Origin of the sequence: Bradyrhizobium sp. (genome assembly GCF_030697065.1) — a bacterium.
In the GTDB taxonomy this organism is placed as follows: domain Bacteria; phylum Pseudomonadota; class Alphaproteobacteria; order Rhizobiales; family Xanthobacteraceae; genus Bradyrhizobium.
On record NZ_JAUYQU010000317.1, the window covers coordinates 1 to 17,039 of the forward strand.

At 62.4% G+C, this 17,039-nt stretch carries 19 protein-coding genes; 9 read left to right on the forward strand and 10 right to left on the reverse strand.

Translation table 11 applies throughout. The features are described from left to right. Nucleotides 1–128 precede the first annotated feature (128 nt). Nucleotides 129–845: a Crp/Fnr family transcriptional regulator gene (locus tag Q8R73_RS24860; RefSeq protein WP_305722192.1), complete on the forward strand. Its 717-nt coding sequence runs from the start codon at nt 129–131 to the stop codon at nt 843–845. Between the two features lie 29 nt (nt 846–874). Here Q8R73_RS24860 and Q8R73_RS24865 read toward each other — a convergent pair whose 3' ends face one another. Continuing rightward, nucleotides 875–1,972 carry a DUF2336 domain-containing protein gene (locus Q8R73_RS24865; protein ID WP_305722193.1) on the reverse strand — a complete coding sequence of 366 codons (1,098 nt, stop codon included), beginning with the start codon at nt 1,970–1,972 and terminating at the stop codon, nt 875–877. Between the two features lie 57 nt (nt 1,973–2,029). Then, on the reverse strand, nt 2,030–4,249 hold the full coding sequence (locus tag Q8R73_RS24870) for an EAL domain-containing protein (protein WP_305722194.1): 2,220 nt from the start codon (nt 4,247–4,249) through the stop codon (nt 2,030–2,032). A 976-nt stretch (nt 4,250–5,225) separates the two neighbouring features. Here Q8R73_RS24870 and Q8R73_RS26100 point away from each other — a divergent pair. After that, on the forward strand, nt 5,226–5,930 hold the full coding sequence (locus Q8R73_RS26100) for a GNAT family N-acetyltransferase (RefSeq protein ID WP_371126171.1): 705 nt from the start codon (nt 5,226–5,228) through the stop codon (nt 5,928–5,930). Continuing rightward, entirely contained in the window at nt 5,927–6,871 is a 945-nt protein-coding gene (locus tag Q8R73_RS24880) for a cupin-like domain-containing protein (protein ID WP_305722195.1), read from the forward strand. The genes Q8R73_RS26100 and Q8R73_RS24880 overlap by 4 nt, the downstream gene beginning before the upstream one ends. 300 nt (nt 6,872–7,171) lie before the next feature. Here the strand turns inward: Q8R73_RS24880 and Q8R73_RS24885 are convergent, their stop codons facing one another. The 4 genes from Q8R73_RS24885 to Q8R73_RS24900 all read right to left on the reverse strand — a co-directional run bounded on the left by Q8R73_RS24885 (nt 7,172) and on the right by Q8R73_RS24900 (nt 10,460). After that, a complete protein-coding gene (locus Q8R73_RS24885; protein WP_305722196.1) occupies nt 7,172–7,897 on the reverse strand; it encodes a hypothetical protein in 726 nt (241 codons plus the stop codon). A gap of 283 nt (nt 7,898–8,180) precedes the next feature. After that, a complete protein-coding gene (locus Q8R73_RS24890) occupies nt 8,181–8,846 on the reverse strand; it encodes a DsbA family oxidoreductase (RefSeq protein WP_305722197.1) in 666 nt (221 codons plus the stop codon). Nucleotides 8,847–8,934: 88 nt separating this feature from the next. Beyond that, on the reverse strand, nt 8,935–9,564 hold the full coding sequence (locus Q8R73_RS24895) for a pyridoxamine 5'-phosphate oxidase family protein (RefSeq protein ID WP_305722198.1): 630 nt from the start codon (nt 9,562–9,564) through the stop codon (nt 8,935–8,937). 74 nt (nt 9,565–9,638) lie between these two features. Next, a complete protein-coding gene (locus Q8R73_RS24900) occupies nt 9,639–10,460 on the reverse strand; it encodes a helix-turn-helix domain-containing protein (protein ID WP_305722199.1) in 822 nt (273 codons plus the stop codon). Between the two features lie 129 nt (nt 10,461–10,589). Between Q8R73_RS24900 and Q8R73_RS24905 the strand changes: the two genes are divergently transcribed. Next, nucleotides 10,590–10,988: a hypothetical protein gene (locus Q8R73_RS24905; RefSeq protein ID WP_305722200.1), complete on the forward strand. Its 399-nt coding sequence runs from the start codon at nt 10,590–10,592 to the stop codon at nt 10,986–10,988. Between the two features lie 100 nt (nt 10,989–11,088). Here the strand turns inward: Q8R73_RS24905 and Q8R73_RS24910 are convergent, their stop codons facing one another. After that, nucleotides 11,089–11,244 (reverse strand): hypothetical protein, encoded by a 156-nt coding sequence (locus tag Q8R73_RS24910; RefSeq protein WP_305722201.1) that lies wholly within the window; start codon nt 11,242–11,244, stop codon nt 11,089–11,091. Next, nucleotides 11,241–11,711 (reverse strand): group III truncated hemoglobin, encoded by a 471-nt coding sequence (locus Q8R73_RS24915; protein ID WP_305722202.1) that lies wholly within the window; start codon nt 11,709–11,711, stop codon nt 11,241–11,243. The genes Q8R73_RS24910 and Q8R73_RS24915 overlap by 4 nt, the downstream gene beginning before the upstream one ends. An 83-nt stretch (nt 11,712–11,794) precedes the next feature. On the opposite strand from Q8R73_RS24915, the gene Q8R73_RS24920 reads away from it, so the two are divergent. Together Q8R73_RS24920 and Q8R73_RS24925 are read left to right on the forward strand one after the other, a co-directional pair. Beyond that, on the forward strand, nt 11,795–12,232 hold the full coding sequence (locus tag Q8R73_RS24920; RefSeq protein WP_305722203.1) for an Rrf2 family transcriptional regulator: 438 nt from the start codon (nt 11,795–11,797) through the stop codon (nt 12,230–12,232). Nucleotides 12,233–12,239: 7 nt separating this feature from the next. After that, nucleotides 12,240–12,530 (forward strand): DUF6522 family protein, encoded by a 291-nt coding sequence (locus Q8R73_RS24925; RefSeq protein ID WP_305722204.1) that lies wholly within the window; start codon nt 12,240–12,242, stop codon nt 12,528–12,530. A 56-nt stretch (nt 12,531–12,586) separates the two neighbouring features. On the opposite strand, the gene Q8R73_RS24930 is transcribed toward Q8R73_RS24925, so the two are convergent. Next, nucleotides 12,587–13,234 (reverse strand): SET domain-containing protein, encoded by a 648-nt coding sequence (locus Q8R73_RS24930; protein WP_305722205.1) that lies wholly within the window; start codon nt 13,232–13,234, stop codon nt 12,587–12,589. 144 nt (nt 13,235–13,378) lie between these two features. Then, complete coding sequence (locus Q8R73_RS24935) at nt 13,379–14,116, reverse strand: TetR/AcrR family transcriptional regulator (protein ID WP_305722206.1); 738 nt, start codon at nt 14,114–14,116, stop codon at nt 13,379–13,381. A gap of 110 nt (nt 14,117–14,226) precedes the next feature. Between Q8R73_RS24935 and Q8R73_RS24940 the strand changes: the two genes are divergently transcribed. The 3 genes from Q8R73_RS24940 to Q8R73_RS24950 all read left to right on the forward strand — a co-directional run. After that, nucleotides 14,227–15,633, forward strand: a complete 1,407-nt coding sequence (locus Q8R73_RS24940) for a carotenoid oxygenase family protein (RefSeq protein WP_305722207.1) — start codon at nt 14,227–14,229, stop codon at nt 15,631–15,633. 307 nt (nt 15,634–15,940) lie between these two features. Beyond that, on the forward strand, nt 15,941–16,519 hold the full coding sequence (locus tag Q8R73_RS24945) for a hypothetical protein (RefSeq protein WP_305722208.1): 579 nt from the start codon (nt 15,941–15,943) through the stop codon (nt 16,517–16,519). 41 nt (nt 16,520–16,560) lie between these two features. Continuing rightward, on the forward strand, nt 16,561–17,039 hold a 479-nt coding region (locus tag Q8R73_RS24950; protein ID WP_305722209.1), incomplete at its 3' end, for an inner membrane-spanning protein YciB.

A 17,039-nucleotide genomic window follows, 5' to 3' on the forward strand; every position in this document is an offset into this window, starting at 1 on the left:
GGCCAGCGATTGAATGGCGTCTGCAATTTATTTACTCTATTAGCAAACTCTGATAGATGCAGCACTCAGTTCCCCAGCGTCGGAGAATTGCACTCGCACGGTTGCGAACATCAGGCAAAACACTTCTCATGAATCGTGCGACACTTTGCGTAACCTGCCCAAACCGTGAAATGGGCCTTTGCGGGACCCTTCTCGGGGCGGTTTCCGAAGACTCGAAAGCAGATCAGAACTCCGGCTGGCAGCACTTCGCCGCCGCGCGCGCCGGCGAGCAGATCGCCATCCGCAATCAGGGCTCCAGCGACGTATTCGTGCTCTGTGCCGGCTGGGCTTTCCGCTACTTCCAGCTTTCCGATGGCCGCCGGCAGATCCTGCAGTTTCTACTCCCTGGAGATATTTTTTCTCCCACGACTATCTTCGAGAAGGCGTTCTATTTTTCGGCCAAGGCGCTGACCGAGGTTCGAATCAGCGCATTTGCTCGTTCCGAAATCCGCGCGAGGTGCGCCGCCAATTCCAGCGTTCAGTGGGCGATAGCGAAAGCCTGCATGGAGGAGGTCCATGACGCTGCAAGACTTTCCACCGTCCTGGGCCAGTTCTCGGCCCAGGAACGCATCGCTTATCTGCTGTTGCATTTGATGACGCGGATCGCCGCGAGGAATGTGATCCGCGAACAGCGCTTCCCGCTTCCGCTGCGCCAACAGCACATCGCGGACGCGGTCGGATTAACCCCTGTCCACGTTAGCCGGGTATTTAGCCAGTTTCGCAAACGTCGCATCCTCGCATTTTCCGATGGCGTGATGACGGTTTCAAACCTTCCTGAGCTTGAAAAACTCGGTTCCCTTAGATAGCGAGCCGCTTCGCGCGATAATCCATCCGGTCAGTTCGAACGTTCCGCCAAGGAACGTTCGCGCAACCGATAGAACTGGACCGCTTGCTTGGCGGTTTCGGGCCTGAGTCGCAGGAAGGTTTCAAGCAGCCGGTCGAAATCGTCCATCGACCGCTCCGCCGGGGCCTGCAGCAACAGGATCGTTTTGGTCGTATTCCAACTCAGTCCGACGGCTTTGGCCAGGACAAGAACCTGTTCCGAACGTTCTTCCACCAATGCGCGCTCAACGAGGCCGACAGGAAGGCCGCAGATGACAGAGAGTGCAAGGACCGTCTCCGCGAACATCGCCGAGGTGGCAAAATCAAGCAACGCAGCCTCGTCCAGCTTGTCCGCGTCGGCGAGCGACTGGACCAAAGGACGCGCCTTCGCGAAATCCGCCGACATTTGCCTGGTTCTCGCCTGAAGCTGGCCCGCCGCCCGCCTGACCATATCGGCCATGACCGCAGCCTTGCGCGGGTCCTCCTTCGACAGCCTTCGCTTCAGGGCATCGGAAGCATCGGCAAAAAGCTTGAGGAGATGCCGCCGTGGAATTTCGCTGCGAGACCAGGTACGAGCCGCCAGTTCGTCGTCATCACCGGACCGCCTTACCAGTGAAGAATATCCGAGTTCCGAGAATGACGCACCCACATTCGCGGCAGTATTCAAGGCGACCTCCCGATTGCCGCGCTCGACGAGTATGTCGGTAACCGATTCCGGAATGAACTTCCGGACCGAAATCGCGAGCAAATGTGCCTGGCTCTTGCTTCGGGCGCCCTCCGCGAGCGTCGATTCATCCAGCTGTTCACAGTTCGAGAGAACGGGACGGGCGACGTCGATAACGTCGTCGAGCGCCAGCCGGCGCAGGATCCGGGGCGGCGCGGCGGGGCTGTTCGCCAGATACTCCGCGAAGCGGGCGCGCGCCGATACCTCTATTTCTTCGATGAGCTGATGCAGGACGTCGTCAAACAGCCCTATCTGTTCTTGCGACAGAGTTACGGACGTCGACGCGAACAGATCGGCTACCCGCCGCAAAATCGCGGCACGGCGGCCGATATCGCCGCCGGCAATCGCTGTTTCGAGCTCGTCAACGAGCGATTGGTCTGCAATCACGGTGTTCGCCTTCGGCCGGACCGGTTCGGTGCGGCGCCGCGCGGCGACATATCTTCATCAAGCCGCTTCATCTGCCCTCGCGATCATGTCGAGGGCGGAGAAATTCAGTTCCCGCACTGGACCTGGACGACCGAACAGGTAGCCCTGAACGTAATTGACGCCCTGGGCGCGCAGCCGTTCGAACTGCGCGATGGTTTCCACGCCCTCGGCGGTCACGGCAATTTCCAGCCCACGGGCCAGAGTCAGGATTGACGCGACCACGGCCATGCAATCCACCCGCGTCAGTAACCCCTCCGTGAAGGATTTGTCGATCTTGATCTTGTCGAAGGGAAACATCAGCAGATAGCTGAGCGACGCATAGCCGGTTCCGAAGTCGTCAAGGACAATAGTCACGCCGATGTTCTTGAGCTGCCGAATGACCCGAACGTGGCTCTCCTTGTCCTGCAGCAGCAGGGATTCGGTGATCTCCAGTTCCAGCCGTTCCGGCGGCAGGCCCGACTCCACCAAAACGCACAGGACCACGTCGAACAACGTACCTGCCCGAAATTGCACGGCAGAGAGATTGACCGCCACCTTGATGTTCTCGGGCCACAAAACCGCATCGGCGCACGCACGCTGCAGGATCCATTCTCCCAGCGGCCCCATCAGCCCGGTCTCCTCCGCGATGGCGATGAAGCGATCCGGATACAGCAGCCCCGCGACGGGATGGCGCCATCGAACCAGGGCTTCCATCCCACAGAGCCGCGAAGTCCCGGTATCGAACTGCGGTTGGTAATGCAGTTCAAATTCGTTGCGCGACAACGCCGCCCGCATGTCGTTGACCAGTCGCAGCCGCGAGATCACCTTCTCGCTCAAATCTTCCTCGAAGAAGCTGAAGCTGTTACGCCCTTCGGACTTCACCCGGTACATGGCAAGGTCGGCTTTCTTGAGCAGTTCTCCGGCGTTGGTTCCGTTCATCGGAGCCAGCGCGATGCCGATGCTGGTCCCGATACAGACATCCTGTCCGTCCAGACGGAAGGGCTCGGCCGCCAGTTCCAGCAGCCGGACGCAGAGCCCGATCGTGTCCTCCCGTTGATCGGTCAGGCCGGTCCGAATGATCGCGAATTCATCTCCGCCGAGACGCGCGATCATGTCGGTCTCGCCAAGCGACGACTTGAAACGCTCCGCCAGTTGCTTAAGCAGCGCATCACCTGCAGCGTGCCCAAGCGTGTCATTGACGCACTTGAATCCGTCAAGATCCAGCATCAGAGCGGTCAGCGCGCCGCCGTGCTGCTGCATCCGGGCCAAGGCCTCGTCCATCCGCTCCAGCAGCGCCGCACGGTTGGCCAGTCCGGTTAGCGCATCGTGCGTCGCCGCATAGGAGATCTGGGCCTCGGCGTACTTTCGCGCAGTGATGTCGACCCGGATTGCCATGTATGCAATCGGCTTTCCGTCAGAACCGAGTTGCGGGGTGATGACGGTATCGACCCAATACAGCATGCCGGACTTGGACCTGTTGCATAATTCGCCGCGCCAGACCTCGCCTTTTGCGATGCAGCGATACATGTCGCGGAAGAACTCTCTTGAATGCGTACCGGAATTGAGAATGCGGTGGTTCCGCCCCAGCAATTCCGCGCGTGAATATCCGCTGATCCTGCAGAAATTGTCGTTTGCCTGGGTGATACTGCCCGTCAGATCGGTCACCGCGACGATGACGGCCTGGTCGATCGCAAACTGCTTTCCGATCAATTCCTGGCGTCCGGCCTCTGCGCGAATTTCTGCGAGCCGGACATCGGTAATGTCCCTGTGAACCTCGATCAACCCACCTCCGAGCATGGGATGACGGCTGACGGCGATGACTTTGCCGTTGCAGAGTTCGTCGGTCGTATGGAGCGTCTCGCGCGAGCTGGCGCTACTCAGGCAATCTGCGACATACTCCTCCGCATTCGTCGGGCAGAAGCATGATTCTACGCGGCTGTGGAGAATCTCGCGCAGCGGCGTACCCGGCTGGATTTGTGCCGACGTCAGTCCATACATCGCGGCGAAGTGGCTGTTGCTGATCACGACCCTGAGGTCAGCATTGAAGATACACAGGCCGTTCGGCGTGCTTTCGATCGCCGTGGCCAGCAGCATGTCCGGCGGCGGGTACATCGCCGCCGCGCTTGCGCCCTTCGAACTTTGCCTGAGGCAGAAGCCGCCTGCGAGCAGGAGTGCGATGATTGGCACAACGGCGACGAGCCCCGCTGCTCCAGGCATCAACAGGAGCGCGATCGCAGCCAAACCGGCGATGGCGACCATGATCGCACCTTGCCGTCGCATACTCGGACTCTGCCATGATCCCGATGACTGATTGAATGGCTTCATCCGAGGTACTTACTGATGAAACTCATCAACCACATGCTCTTCAATTCCATTGAAGCGTCGACAGCGCTTTCGGCCAATTCATAAGGCGTTCGAGTTAACCCTGAGGCGCATCGATTTGATCTACGTTGTTAACCTCGATTAACTCCAGGAACGCCGGCCTTGGGCGACGCGGCCGGACGACGACTGGATCTGCCACGCGGGGCAGCACCCGGCACCCCGCACGTGCCATCCGTATGCTCAACGGTCGGTTAACAATACCGCTCGAATTGCGTCGCCGCGCAGGCGGGTTTTTCCAATCTTTTTCCCTAGTGTCCCCGTCAACGCATGCAGAAAGCGACGCCACGCGCGCCGCTTCGATCATCGCGAACGGGGAAACGGGGACGTGGTAGAGATCGTTGACAGAGCGGTGGTCGTTGGCACTTCGGTGACCGCGAGCAAGCGTCCGCAGCCGATGGCGGCTTCGCAAGGCGGGGCCGGCTTTGGCCCGCTCGCGGCGATCGCCGCGAGCCCATGGCGCACGCTCGCCGAACGCGCCGTTGAACCCAACGGCTACTATCTGCCCGACTGGGAACTGGCGGTGAACGGCTCGGCGCGGGGCCGCACCGGCGTCTCGGCGCTCGCCGCATGGCGCGATGCCTCGCTTTTGACCGATGGCGCGGCGCGCCTGATCGGCCTGTTGCCCGTGATTTCGATGTGGCGCGCCTACAAAATTCCGCTTCCGGTTCTGGTCAGCGCCGATCCCTACGGCACGCTCGGCACGCCGCCGCTCGATCGCGAATGGGCCGAGGATGCCGCCCTCGGATTGATGCGCGAGGCACGGATGGCCGGCGCCCATGCGCTGATTCTGCGCGATGTCGCACTCGATGGCGCCGTCATCAGGACTTTCACCGAAGTGCTGCGGCAGGGCGGCATGCACCCTCGCCTGCTGCAATCCCACCTTCGCGCCAGCCTCGATGCCACGCAGGACGCCGAGGAATTGCTGCGCGAGGCGCTCGGAGCGAAGAAACTCAAGGAGCTGCGCCGCCAGCGCAACCGGCTGGCCGAACACGGCGAAGTCCGTTTCGAGGTGGCGCGCACCCCGCAGGCAGTCGCCTCGGCGGTCGAGATCTTCCTGACGCTGGAAGCCTCCGGCTGGAAGGCCCGGCGCGGCACCGCGCTGAAGCAGCATGATGGCGATGCCGGCTTCGTCCGCCGCGCCACCGCCGACCTGGCCGCATCCGGCCAATGCGAAGTGGTAACCCTGCGCGCCGGCGACACCCCGGTCGCGGCCGCGATCGTGCTGCGGCATCAGGACCGCGCGTTCTACTTCAAGCTCGGTGTCGACGAGAATTTTGCACGACTGTCGCCCGGCGTGCAGCTGACGCTCGACCTGACGCGGCATCTCTGCGCCGATCCCGACATCGCGATGGTCGACTCCAGCGCCAATGCCGATCATCCCATGATCAATCCGATCTGGCGCGGGCGGCTTGCCATCGGCGACCTGCTGGTTCCGCTGCGGCCGCGCGACCCCGTGGTGCCGCTGGTCCACGCTGCCTTGAAACTGCGCACCGCGATCCGCGAGCCGCTGCGCCGCGCCATCCACTTCATTAGGAAACGCCAGGGGAAATCGTCATGAATACCGTCACCGCAATCGCCCCGGTGATTACCGCCGGGAACGACGCGCTGAAGCGCGACTTTCCGCTCAAACCGTTCGCGATCCGTCACAAGCTGGTCGGCCATCCGCTCCTGAGCCTGCCACGCATCGCCGAGCTCGCCGCCGAACTGCCGCGCGACCTGATCGAATACAACTCCGGCAAGGTCGCCATCAGCCAGGACCCGGATGCGATTCCATCGGTCGATCTCGATCCCGTCGAAGTGGTCAAGCGTATCGAAACCGCCGGCGCCTGGATGGTGCTGAAGCGGGTGGAGAACTCGCCGGAATACCGCCAGCTGCTGGAAGACACGCTGCTGTCGGTGGCCCGCGCGCGCGGCTTCAACAGCCTGCTCGACGCCGGCTTCGAACAGCTCGAGGGATTTATCTTCGTGTCGTCGCCGAACTCGACCACGCCGTTCCATCTCGACAGCGAGGACAATTTCTTCGTCCATATCCACGGCGAGAAATTCTTCACGATCTTCGACAACAACGACCGGTCGATCGTGTCCGACGACGAGATCGAGCGCTCGATGACCAAGCACCGCAACCTGAAATACGACGAAAGTTTTGCGCCGCGCGGCACCGAATTCCATTTGTTCGCGGGCGACGGCTGCTATGTGCCGTACCAGTGGCCGCACTGGGTGCGCACCGCCGGCAGCTTCTCGATCTCGATGGCGATCACCTGGAAGACCCGCGAGGTGCGCCGCGCCAACGACCTGCATTTCTTCAATTCGATGCTGCGCGGCGTCGGCCTGCCGCAACTGCCGCCGGGGCGCCAGCCGGTACGCGACGCGCTGAAGCTGGCGTTCTATCGCACGGTCACGACCGCGATCAGGCCGCTGCGCGCCTCGCTGGCGATGCGCCGCGTGCTGCGCCGGATCGCGCTCGGCAAGCGCGCAAATTACTATCTGAAGGGGGCGTGAGGGATCGAGGTCGCCGATCGCCTGATGATGGCATCGGCGGTCACCTCACCACAACTCGTCATCCTCCGCCACCGGGTCTCGCCTTTGGCGAGCCCGATGACAGGCTCCAGCGGAGGATCCAGTACGCCGCGGCCTGTTGATTCAATCACTGCTGTCTCTGGGATACTGGATCACCTGCATTCGCGGGTGATGACAGTTGTGGGTTCGCGACCGGCACACCTTCTCGATCTCGGCGCAGCTTTGTGAGCTGCTCGGCCAGCCTCTTGCGCGTTAAGATGCTCGTTTTGCGATCGTGTGTAACTAAGGGTTATATGAGAACGGCATGTGTTTGATCTCTGCCCATTGTTCTTCACGGGTCTTGCCTGACCACTCATCGCGGATGCTGTTTGCGACCCAAGCAGTCGCAGGGACCAACTGTCCGGATTTTGTGAAAAATGCATTAAGCCCGGCCTCCGAAACGGCGGCTAGCCCATATCCGTGGGTAGCACAAAGGTTCGCCAAGGCTGTCAGTGATGCGCCGTGATACCAGCCGCTAGGGTGCTTTTCGTGGCGATCAAAAGAGGCATCATAGGGAACGCTGATCGGCTCTAGCCCGAACGTCGCGTTGTACTCGACACAAATCACCGAAGGTTCCGTGTCGATCAGTTCCTTGAGAAACCAGTAGTCGTTGCCGTCAACGTCGATCGACAACAGACCGATCTGCGGAAATTTGTCCTTGATAAACCCGAGATTGTCCAGCGTCAGGAAGCGCTCCGCGACCTCGATACGATCTGCAAGGATGGCCCTCGCGTCCGCCACCTGTCGTGTGTTGCCGTCGATCAGAAGACCTCGCCACTCCGCTCGCTTGGCCAAAGCGATGCAGTTGAACTGCATCGGGTGAAATCCGAACTCGACAAAGGTTCGGGGCACGCCCTGCGTTAGATCATCAATGATCCGGACTTCGTTTGATTGTGCGTCGGCGCGCAACATCTGCGCACGGTAGTAGAGCCTTCGAAGAGTCTTGTTTTCTTTTATGAAGTGGCGCATCGACAATGCCTACCACCCCACACTATTCACTTCAATTCCCTGATCACCGTGGCAGCACGGGAAAATCAGCGATATCGTCATGGACGACGCTTTCGGGCGCAGTCCTTCTATGAGATCCGACTGCCGCGAATTTCCAGGAATGATATGGTAACCATGGCGGTTGCCGTCCAATTCTTTGGGAATGGGGACAGATCCGTGTTTCTGTCGCCCTGCGTGGCGTTGGCGGGGGGCGGGCACTTCTGCCCTCCCGTATGCATGACGATCCCAACTTGCTTCGCGCCGCCTACTCCGCTGCCTGCGCGTTCACCTCCGCCGACACCTGGCGGATCGCACGCGCCAGTTGCTCGGCCGGCTGCGCACCGGACACTGCGTATTTTTGCGCGAACACGAAGGTCGGCACGCCGGAGATGCCCTTGTCGGAGGCGTCCTGGGCTTGCGCCGAGATCAGTTCGACGTCCTCGTCGGTGGCCAGGCGCGTGCGGATATCCTCTGCGTCGAGACCGATATCGGCGGCCGCCTGCACCAGCACGTCGAGGTCGGTGAGGTCGCCGCCGTCACGGAAATACAGTTCCATCAGCCGCTGTTTCATCTCGGCGGATTTGCCTTGCGCATCGGCCCAGTGAATCAGCCGGTGGCAATCCGTGGTGTTGGGCTGGCGCCTGACCAGTTCCGGCCGGTAGGTCAGCCCCTCTTCATTGGCGGCGGCGACGACACGGCCTGCAATACCCTTGTAGGCCTCGACCGAGCCGAATTTCTTCGTGAGATATTCGTCGCGGCTGATGCCTTCGCGCGGCACCCATGAATTGAGAAAGAACGGCCGCCAGTTGATCTCGACCGGCACATCCGGCGCCAGCGCCAGCGCGTTCTCGATCCGGCGCTTGCCGATGTAGCACCATGGGCACACCACGTCGGAGACGATGTCGATCTGCAGCGGCTTCAGGGTGCTCATGGGTGCGTTCTCCGGGAAACGATGCCCGCAAAATAGGCCGAAACGCGGGCGAAACAAGCCCGCATTTCCAGAGCCTCAGCGGGCCGGGTTACCGATCCTGCCCCGGATCGCGGCGGAGCATGGCGGCGTGAGGATCGTCCGCGGGCAGGATGTCGCGGATGTAGTCGCGTTGCTTCCACTCCGGAGGCGGCGGTGTGCCCTCGCCGACATGCGGCACGTAGGGCGACGGCGTCGCTCCCTCCAGATCCGGCACGTAGCGCGGGCAGTTCGGATAGATCTCGCACTCGATCCGCACCACCAGCCTGGCGCCGAAATGCCGGCCAAGGGCCTCTGCGTCGTCGAGGATGGCGGCGCGTCCGTTGACGCGAATCCGCCGGCTCTTGCCGTCGAAGCGGACGAACAGCAGGCCGACATTGGGGTTGCGCGAGATATTTCCGAGGGTGCGGTACATCGAATTGCCGTCATACTCGGGAAATTCGATGACGTTGGGTCCGACGATCTGGACGAAGCCCGGATCGCCCGACCTGATGCTGCAATCGGTGTAGTCCTGCCAGGACGTCGCGATGAAGAAAAACGGTGAGTTCCGGATCATCTCCTTCTCGTCGTCCCAGAATTCATAGTGCTTGCGGCGGTCTTCGATGGCTTCGGCGACGCGGCGCCCGTCGAAGCGATCCTGAAGATCGCGCATTCCCTCGTGAAAGAACGGCCGCTGCCACATGAATTCACTCCGCTGTTCGTGTCGAGTATGCGGACTGCGGCTCCGCCTGTAAACACCGCCGCGAACGCAGACGCCTAGTCCAGCGCAGCCGCCATCGCCCGCATTCGCTCGGCGGTGAGATCGTCGGCGGGGAAGAACGTCTCCAGCGCCAGTTCCGACAGCGTGATGTCGACCGGGGTGCCGAAGATCATGGTCGTGGAGATAAAGCTGAGTACGTCACCATTGAGCCGCAGCTTGAAGGGGATCGCGACATGGTCCGATGACAACGGACCGGAGCGTGCCGGGATCGGATAGGCCTTCAGCTCGGCATGAAGTTTGAGCAATTCGGGATCGGCGGTCGTCTCGCACTGGCGGTGCAGCCGCTCCAGCAGATGGCTGCACCATTCGGCGAGGTTGACGGTGCGCGCTGCCAGTCCCTCGGGATGAAAGGCGAGCCGCAGCACATTGATGGGCTGGCCGAGCAGCCACGGGGAAATGCCTTGCAGCAGCGGCATCATCATGCGGTTCGCCGAAACCAGATTCCAGTGCCGGTCGATTGCCAGCGCCGGACTGGGCTCATGCGCCTTCAGCACCAGGTCGATCGCCGCCCGCGCCGGTTTCAACGCGGGATCGTCGAGGGAGCGCTGCGGAAATGCCGGCGCGTATCCCGCCGCCACCAGCAACACGTTGCGTTCGCGCAAGGGAACCTCCAGCCGCTCCGCCAGCTTCAGCACCATCTCGCGCGACGGCGCCGCCCGGCCGGTTTCCACGAAACTCAGATGGCGCGCCGAAATCTCGGCGTCGCCGGCGAGATCGAGCTGGCTGAGATGACGGCGCTGCCGCCATTCGCGCAGATGGTCGCCGATATGGGCGGGCTGGCTTCGTTCCGTTCGTGCCGTGGCGGTGTGTGCGTTCATGCTGGAAAACCTACCATGCGAATTTCGCACATTCCATTACCTCGCACGTAATCGAATTACCTCGCCGCGGCTGCCATCTTCGCATCACACGAGATGACCATGAGCCTAATCTAAAAAAGGAGAACCACCATGATCCAGCCGTCCACATTCCTGAGCTGCGCCCTGCTGGCCGACGCCGTCGTCACCGGTGCGGTCGCCCTGCTGCAGACATTCGGCGCCGGACTACTGGCGCCGATGCTCAACCTTCCTCAGTCGCTCGTACTCGGAACCGGCCTGTTCCTGATCGCGTATACCGCGCTGGTCGGCTGGCTCGGCACGCGGCAAGCGATGCCCAGGGCGCTGGTGGCCATCGTGATTGCCGGCAATGCGGCATGGGCACTTGGCAGCATCGCACTGATGCTCAGCGGATGGGTCAGCCCCAGCCTGCTCGGCTATGCCTTCATCGCCATCCACGCGATCAGCACCGGGGTGTTTGCAGAGCTGCAATATATCGGCTTGCGCAAGAGCGGCGGCGCGGTCGCGGCTTGAACCGCACGACCGAACCAGGAGCGGCTTCCGGGCTTGCCGCGATGCAAGCCCGGCGGCTATTCACCGCCAGCCGCGGCAAATTCCTTGCCGATCAATCGGTTCAGCTCAACATCACTGCGCCAATCATGCCGACCAGGACCAGAACGATCCCGATAATCAGCATCGGCACCAGACTGCTGCCCGAAAACGGATTCGCCGGCTCCTGTGCCAGCCTGGTATCGTTGATGACGGTTGCGACCGGGACTTGACGCTTCATCTGCTATCTCCTTCTGCTTGAGCCTGCCGGCGCCGGAATCGTTCGCCGTTGCCGAGCATGACGCCCTGCGCGCCGGCGATTCCGAGTTCGAGACTGGCGGCGATCCGCCGCGCCAATTCGACGAAATGGGTTGCGGCCGCGGGCGGACAGACCTCAAGCGCGGTCTCCTCGAACAGCTTGAGCCAGCGATCAAAGTGATCGGCATCGACCGGCAGCGGCATGTGCTTGGCCATCGGCGTGCCGTGATAGCGGCCCGACATCAGCGCGACCGACGACCAGAATGCGCACATCCGCTGCAGATGCGGCTCCCAATCCTGGATTCGGGCTTCGAATACCGGCGCCAGATCCGCATCGGTGCGGATTTTTGCATAGAACGCATGAACCAGACGCTCGATCAGCGCCTCGGTGATGCCGGTCCTGGCGACGATCTCGGCCGTGATCTTTTCGCGCCGTTCCAATGCAGTCACGGCTACTCTCCTTAAATAGGTATTTCATTTACCTATTTAACCCTGTATGCTCGATATGCAAGGCTTATTTGCCTGGAGATGCCATGAACCTGACGTTGTTTACGGATTTTGCCCTGCGCGCCCTGATGCGGCTGGCCGGCGAACCGACGCGCTCGTTCGCGACCAATGAAATAGCCGCCGAGTTCGGCATCTCGCGCAATCATCTGGCCAAGGTGGTACGTGACCTGGCCGAGGCCGGATTCATCAGCACCCAGCGCGGCGCCGGCGGCGGCTTCACGCTGGCACGGCCGCCGCAGGCGATCACGCTTGGCCAGGTGGTACGGGCGCTGGAGGACCGGCGCGCGCTGGTCGAATGTTTTCGAGACGATGGCGGCAATTGCGTGCTGCTGCCGCGCTGCCGTCTCAGGGCCCGCCTAGCCGCCGCGCGCGAAGCCTTCATGCGCGAGCTCGATGGCACCACGCTGGCGGAATGCGCCTATCCGGCCCGTGCGGGCAGGAAACAGACGCCGGCCGTCGCATGAGAGTCCGATGAAACCTGTTGAATTCGGGCACGGTACCGTCGAGATCGATGCATCGGTCATTGCCGAAGGACTCGGCATCGCGCTGCCGTTGCTGAGGAATCAGATGCGCGCCGGCAAGATCACCAGCCAGTCCGAGCGCGGCGTCGATGACGACATCGGCCGCTATCGCCTGACCTTCTTCAGCGAACACCGGCGCTTTCGTGTCGTGGTCGACGCGAACGGCGCCATCCTTCAGCGCTCGACGCTCAACTTCGGCGATTCGCCGCTGCCGAAATCCCTGCACAGACCCGGCGGGTAGATGTCATTCTGGGGCGATGCAAGCATCGAACCCGGAATCTCGCGATTACACAATAATCAGGCCGACGCGCGGCTTTCCCCGCGCGGCTTGCCGCGCGCTTTCACGGGAATTCCGGATTTCGTCAGTTTGCCGGCGGCGGATCTTGCGCCGTGGCCATTCATGAGTTTGCCATCCGCCGGCTTGCCGTTGCGCTTCTTCTTCGCCGCTTCTTTCGCGGCCTCTTTCAAGGCCTTGCGCTCGGCCTTGGCCTTCAAGCGGGCCTTTTCGGCTCTCGCCTCGGCGCGCTGCTTCTTGCGCTTCTTCTCGCAGGCGGCGCATTTGCAGCCGATCGGCTTGATATAGGCCTTGAAGTAGTCGGTACCGTAATCGTAGTTGATCTCGTCGCCCGGCTCGATGTTCTTGATGGCGCGGATCACCACCTTGCGCTTGCGCGGCTTGACGTCGGATTCCGCGTTCGGCCTGCAGGCGTGGTTGATATAGCGCGCGATGTTCTTGCGCACCGAACCGTCGATGGTCCAGCGGTTGGTCAGTTCGAACAGATACTTGTTCTCGACCGCGTCGTCCTTCTCCTTCTTCGAATCCAGCAGCGGTCCGAAATAGCGGACGATCCTGGCGCCCTTCTTGATCGGCTTGGTGGCGAAGAGGCCGAGCCCGGTGCGGGAACGGCCGACGCGGTAGGGTTTGTTCGACGGGATGGCAGGCATGATGACTTTGAACTGACATGCTATGAGGGATTGCGAAGCCGTTGTTCTAGAGCGATTCCGGGCCCATGTCAGGCCTTTCGCGCTTTTTGACCGAACCTTCCCCAGATTGCGCGCGTCGAACCGGGATGACCGGTTCCCTGGAGATCATGGTCCCGGCGGCCGCGCGACGGTCGAGCGCAGCATGGCATCCAGCAGGGTCTCGACATTGGTGCCCGCGGGCAGCCGCCGCAGGATATCGGTGAGCCGGCCGTCGAGCAGCAGCGTGGTGAAGCCGTGGACCAGCGACCAGGCGCGGGCGATGGCGGCGGCCTGGTCCAGCGAAAGCGCCTCATCGGACACCTGTTGCTGATGACTGACGCCGACCGCGCCGGCCAACCCGGCGAACGAGGCACTGGCGGCCTCGTGCAGCGATGGCCGCGTCATATCGAGCCGCTCGGTGCGGAACATCAGCCCGTACATGCCGGGATGCGCCTGCGCATAGGCGACATAGGCCTTGGCCCGTGCCATCGCCTTCAACAGCGGCGGGGCATCGATGGCACCGGCCGCCTCCATGGCGACATTGAATTGGCGAAAGCCGATTGCGGCGAGTTCGCTGACGAGGCCGGTGAGATCGCCGAAGTGATGGGTAGGTGCGGCATGCGAGACGCCGGCTTCGCGCGCCACGGCACGCAGCGTCAGACCGCCGAGGCCGTCCCGTTCCAGTACCCGCTCGGCGGCCTCCAGCAAGGCATCGTGCAGGTCGCCGTGATGATACGGCGTGGCTTCGCCGGCCCTGGCGTGACGTGGCCCGCCGGGTTTGCGACCGGGCCGGACCGGCGCTGCTTTCGAATCGCGCCGGAGCGCAGTCCGGCCAATGCCTGATGTTTCCGGTGTTCTCGCCATCGGTGTTGTATAGGCCTCGATATTGACACTGTAAAGATATTGCTTGACGGAAGGCGGAACTCTGCTGTATTGATATCTTTACGATGTAAAGATAAAATCAGGGAGCGACGATGCTTGATCAGGTGGAGACCAGGGCGGCCCGGAGCAATCTGGCGCCGATCCCGATGGAATGCGACGCGCCGCATCTCAAGGTCGTGGGCGAATTGCCGCGCGAACTCAACGGTACGCTCTATCGCAACGGCCCCAATCCGCAGTTCGAGGCGCCGGGCGCGCACTGGTTTCTCGGCGACGGCATGCTGCACGCCTTCCACCTCGAAAACGGCCGCGCCAGCTATCGCAACCGCTGGGTCCGCACCCCGAAATGGCAGGCCGAGCACGATGCCGGCCGCGCGCTGTTCGGCGGCTTCGGCGGCCGCAAGCTGCCCGACGCACCGGCCACGTCCTGCACCGACAGCGGCGTCGCCAATACCAACATCATCTTTCACGGCGGACGGCTGCTGGCGCTGGAGGAAGGACACCTGCCGACCGAGATCGAGCCCGGCACGCTCAATCGCCTCGGCTATTGCGACTACGACAAGGGCATCGCCGGTCCCTTCACCGCCCATCCCAAGATCGATCCGGTCACCGGCGAGATGGTGTTCTTCGGCTACAATGCCGCGGGACCGCTGACCCCCGCCCTCTCCTTCGGATCAGTCAATGCGTCCGGCGTGGTGACGCGGTTCGATCGTTTCGAGGCGCCCTATGCCAGCATGGTGCACGACTTCATCGTCACCGAAAACCATCTGCTGTTTCCGATCCTGCCCATTACCGGCAGCATGGAGCGCGCGATGCGCGGCAAGCCGGCTTACGCCTGGGAGCCGGAAAAGGGCGCCTATGTCGGCGTCATGAAACGCAACGGTTCGCCTGAGGATCTCGTCTGGTTCCGCGCCGAGAGCTGCTACGTGTTCCACGTCATGAACGCCTGGGAGGATGGCGAGCGCATCATTGCCGACGTCATGCAGTTCGAGGAAGCGCCGCTGTTCACCCATCCCGACGGTTCGCCGACCGACCCCGCCAAATCCCGCGCGCGGCTGTGCCGCTGGACCTTCGATCTCGCCGGCAATACCGACCGCTTCAGCCAAACCTATCTCGACGACATCACCGGCGAATTCCCGCGTATCGACGATCGCCGGGCCGGACTGAAGAGCACCCATGGCTGGTACGCCTGTGCCAACCACGATCTGCCATTCATCGGCGCACTCTCCGGCATCGTGCATGTCGACGGCAAGGGTTCGCGGCTCGGCAGCTATCTGCTGCCGGCCGGCGACACTATCTCCGAGCCGGTATTCGTCGAGCGCGGCAAGGATGCGGCCGAAGGCGACGGCTGGCTGCTGGCCGCGGTGTGGCGCGCCCGCGAAAACCGCAGCGACCTCGCGGTATTCAACGCCACCGATGTCGCTTCCGGTCCGGTCGCGCTGGTGCAGCTCGGCCATCGCGTCCCCGACGGTTTTCATGGCAACTGGGTTGGGGCGACGTAGAGTTCACACACGTCATTCCGGGGCAATGCCAAGCGGTCCGGCCTCTGGCCGGCCCGTTGGCGTTGAACCCGGAATCCAGAGATGATTGCGCTCGAGATTCCGGGTTCATCGCTCCGCGATGCCCCGGAATGACGTTGCGGCAAAGCCTTGATGAACTGTCGAGCGACGCTCCGCTGTATCTGCGAAACAGCCCGTAATCGCCGTCGCGCTCACATTATGTTGACATTGTAAAGATTCAGCTTGACCCTGCCATCACCTGCCCGTATTTATCTTTCCATCGTAAAGATATAGGTCCAAGAGGTCCGTCATGACCATCTTCCTCATCCTGCTTCCGTTCGGCGTTTTCTCGCTGCTGATGCTGCTTGTTTCGGCCGACATGGCGCTGTTCGCAGCCGCTGCGACCGGCCTCGCCGTGATCGCCCATGACTTCCTCCGCGGCCGTCAGCTCAAGACGCTCGGCGCCGGCTCCGTGGTGCTGTTTATCGGGTTGGGGCTTTACATCGCTCTGGTCGATTCCAGCCTCGGCGCTTCGGCCATCAAGCTGGCCGTCGATGCCGGCGTGCTCGCGATCTCGCTGACGTCGATTGCGATCCGCAAGCCGTTCACGCTGCAATACGCCCGCGAGCTGGTCGATGCCGAAACCCTCGCCCTGCCCGGATTTCTGAAAGCGAATTATGCCATCGCCTGGGCCTGGTGCGCCTGCTTCCTGCTGATGATGGCCGGCAATATGCTGATGATCTATGTGCCGGGCCTGCCGCTGTGGGCCGGACTTGCGATCGCCTTCGCCGCCCGCAGCACCGCGGTCTATTTCACCAGATGGTATCCGGACTACCGCCGGACCAAATACGCGACCCCGGCCGTCTCCGGAGCGCTGTCCGGTTCCTGAATATTGTGCAAGAACCCAACTGTGGCAGGGAAGGAACGACGATGAAGGACGTTTTCGCCAGGCTCGGGGCCGACTTCCTCTCCACCATCGTCTTCCTCCTGCTGTATCTCATCACGGGCGACGTCATCCTGGCGACGGCGGTGGCCATCGCGGGGGCGGTCGGCCAGGTGGCTTACGCCCGCTACAAGGGCCAGACGCTCGGCTACATGACCTGGGCGAGCCTTGGCCTCGTGATCGTGCTCGGCGGCGCCACGCTGCTCACGCACGATGCGCGCTTCGTGCTGGCCAAACCCGCGATCGGACATTTCGCGATCGGCGCGATCATGCTGAAGCGTGGCTGGATGCTGCGCTATATGCCGCCGATCGTGACCGAGACCGTTCCGGAATATGTCACGATCGCGGGCTATGCGTGGGCGGCGCTGATGTTCGTGCTCGGCGCCGGCACCATCGCGATTGCCGCGACCGGCGATCTCAAGCTGTGGGCGTTCTATGTGTCGGTGGTGCTGATCGGCGCGAAGGT

Bases quoted from the DNA above. Each gene is read 5' to 3' on its own strand.
- Q8R73_RS24860 (WP_305722192.1), top strand. From the start codon at position 129: ATGAATCGTGCGACACTTTGCGTAACCTGCCCAAACCGTGAAATGGGC.
- Q8R73_RS24870 (WP_305722194.1), bottom strand. From the start codon at position 4,249: ATGGTCGCCATCGCCGGTTTGGCTGCGATCGCGCTCCTGTTGATGCCT.
- Q8R73_RS26100 (WP_371126171.1), top strand. From the start codon at position 5,226: ATGCACCCTCGCCTGCTGCAATCCCACCTTCGCGCCAGCCTCGATGCC.
- Q8R73_RS24880 (WP_305722195.1), top strand. From the start codon at position 5,927: ATGAATACCGTCACCGCAATCGCCCCGGTGATTACCGCCGGGAACGAC.
- Q8R73_RS24885 (WP_305722196.1), bottom strand. From the start codon at position 7,897: ATGCGCCACTTCATAAAAGAAAACAAGACTCTTCGAAGGCTCTACTAC.
- Q8R73_RS24890 (WP_305722197.1), bottom strand. From the start codon at position 8,846: ATGAGCACCCTGAAGCCGCTGCAGATCGACATCGTCTCCGACGTGGTG.
- Q8R73_RS24895 (WP_305722198.1), bottom strand. From the start codon at position 9,564: ATGTGGCAGCGGCCGTTCTTTCACGAGGGAATGCGCGATCTTCAGGAT.
- Q8R73_RS24900 (WP_305722199.1), bottom strand. From the start codon at position 10,460: ATGAACGCACACACCGCCACGGCACGAACGGAACGAAGCCAGCCCGCC.
- Q8R73_RS24905 (WP_305722200.1), top strand. From the start codon at position 10,590: ATGATCCAGCCGTCCACATTCCTGAGCTGCGCCCTGCTGGCCGACGCC.
- Q8R73_RS24910 (WP_305722201.1), bottom strand. From the start codon at position 11,244: ATGAAGCGTCAAGTCCCGGTCGCAACCGTCATCAACGATACCAGGCTG.
- Q8R73_RS24920 (WP_305722203.1), top strand. From the start codon at position 11,795: ATGAACCTGACGTTGTTTACGGATTTTGCCCTGCGCGCCCTGATGCGG.
- Q8R73_RS24925 (WP_305722204.1), top strand. From the start codon at position 12,240: ATGAAACCTGTTGAATTCGGGCACGGTACCGTCGAGATCGATGCATCG.
- Q8R73_RS24930 (WP_305722205.1), bottom strand. From the start codon at position 13,234: ATGCCTGCCATCCCGTCGAACAAACCCTACCGCGTCGGCCGTTCCCGC.
- Q8R73_RS24935 (WP_305722206.1), bottom strand. From the start codon at position 14,116: ATGGCGAGAACACCGGAAACATCAGGCATTGGCCGGACTGCGCTCCGG.
- Q8R73_RS24940 (WP_305722207.1), top strand. From the start codon at position 14,227: ATGCTTGATCAGGTGGAGACCAGGGCGGCCCGGAGCAATCTGGCGCCG.
- Q8R73_RS24945 (WP_305722208.1), top strand. From the start codon at position 15,941: ATGACCATCTTCCTCATCCTGCTTCCGTTCGGCGTTTTCTCGCTGCTG.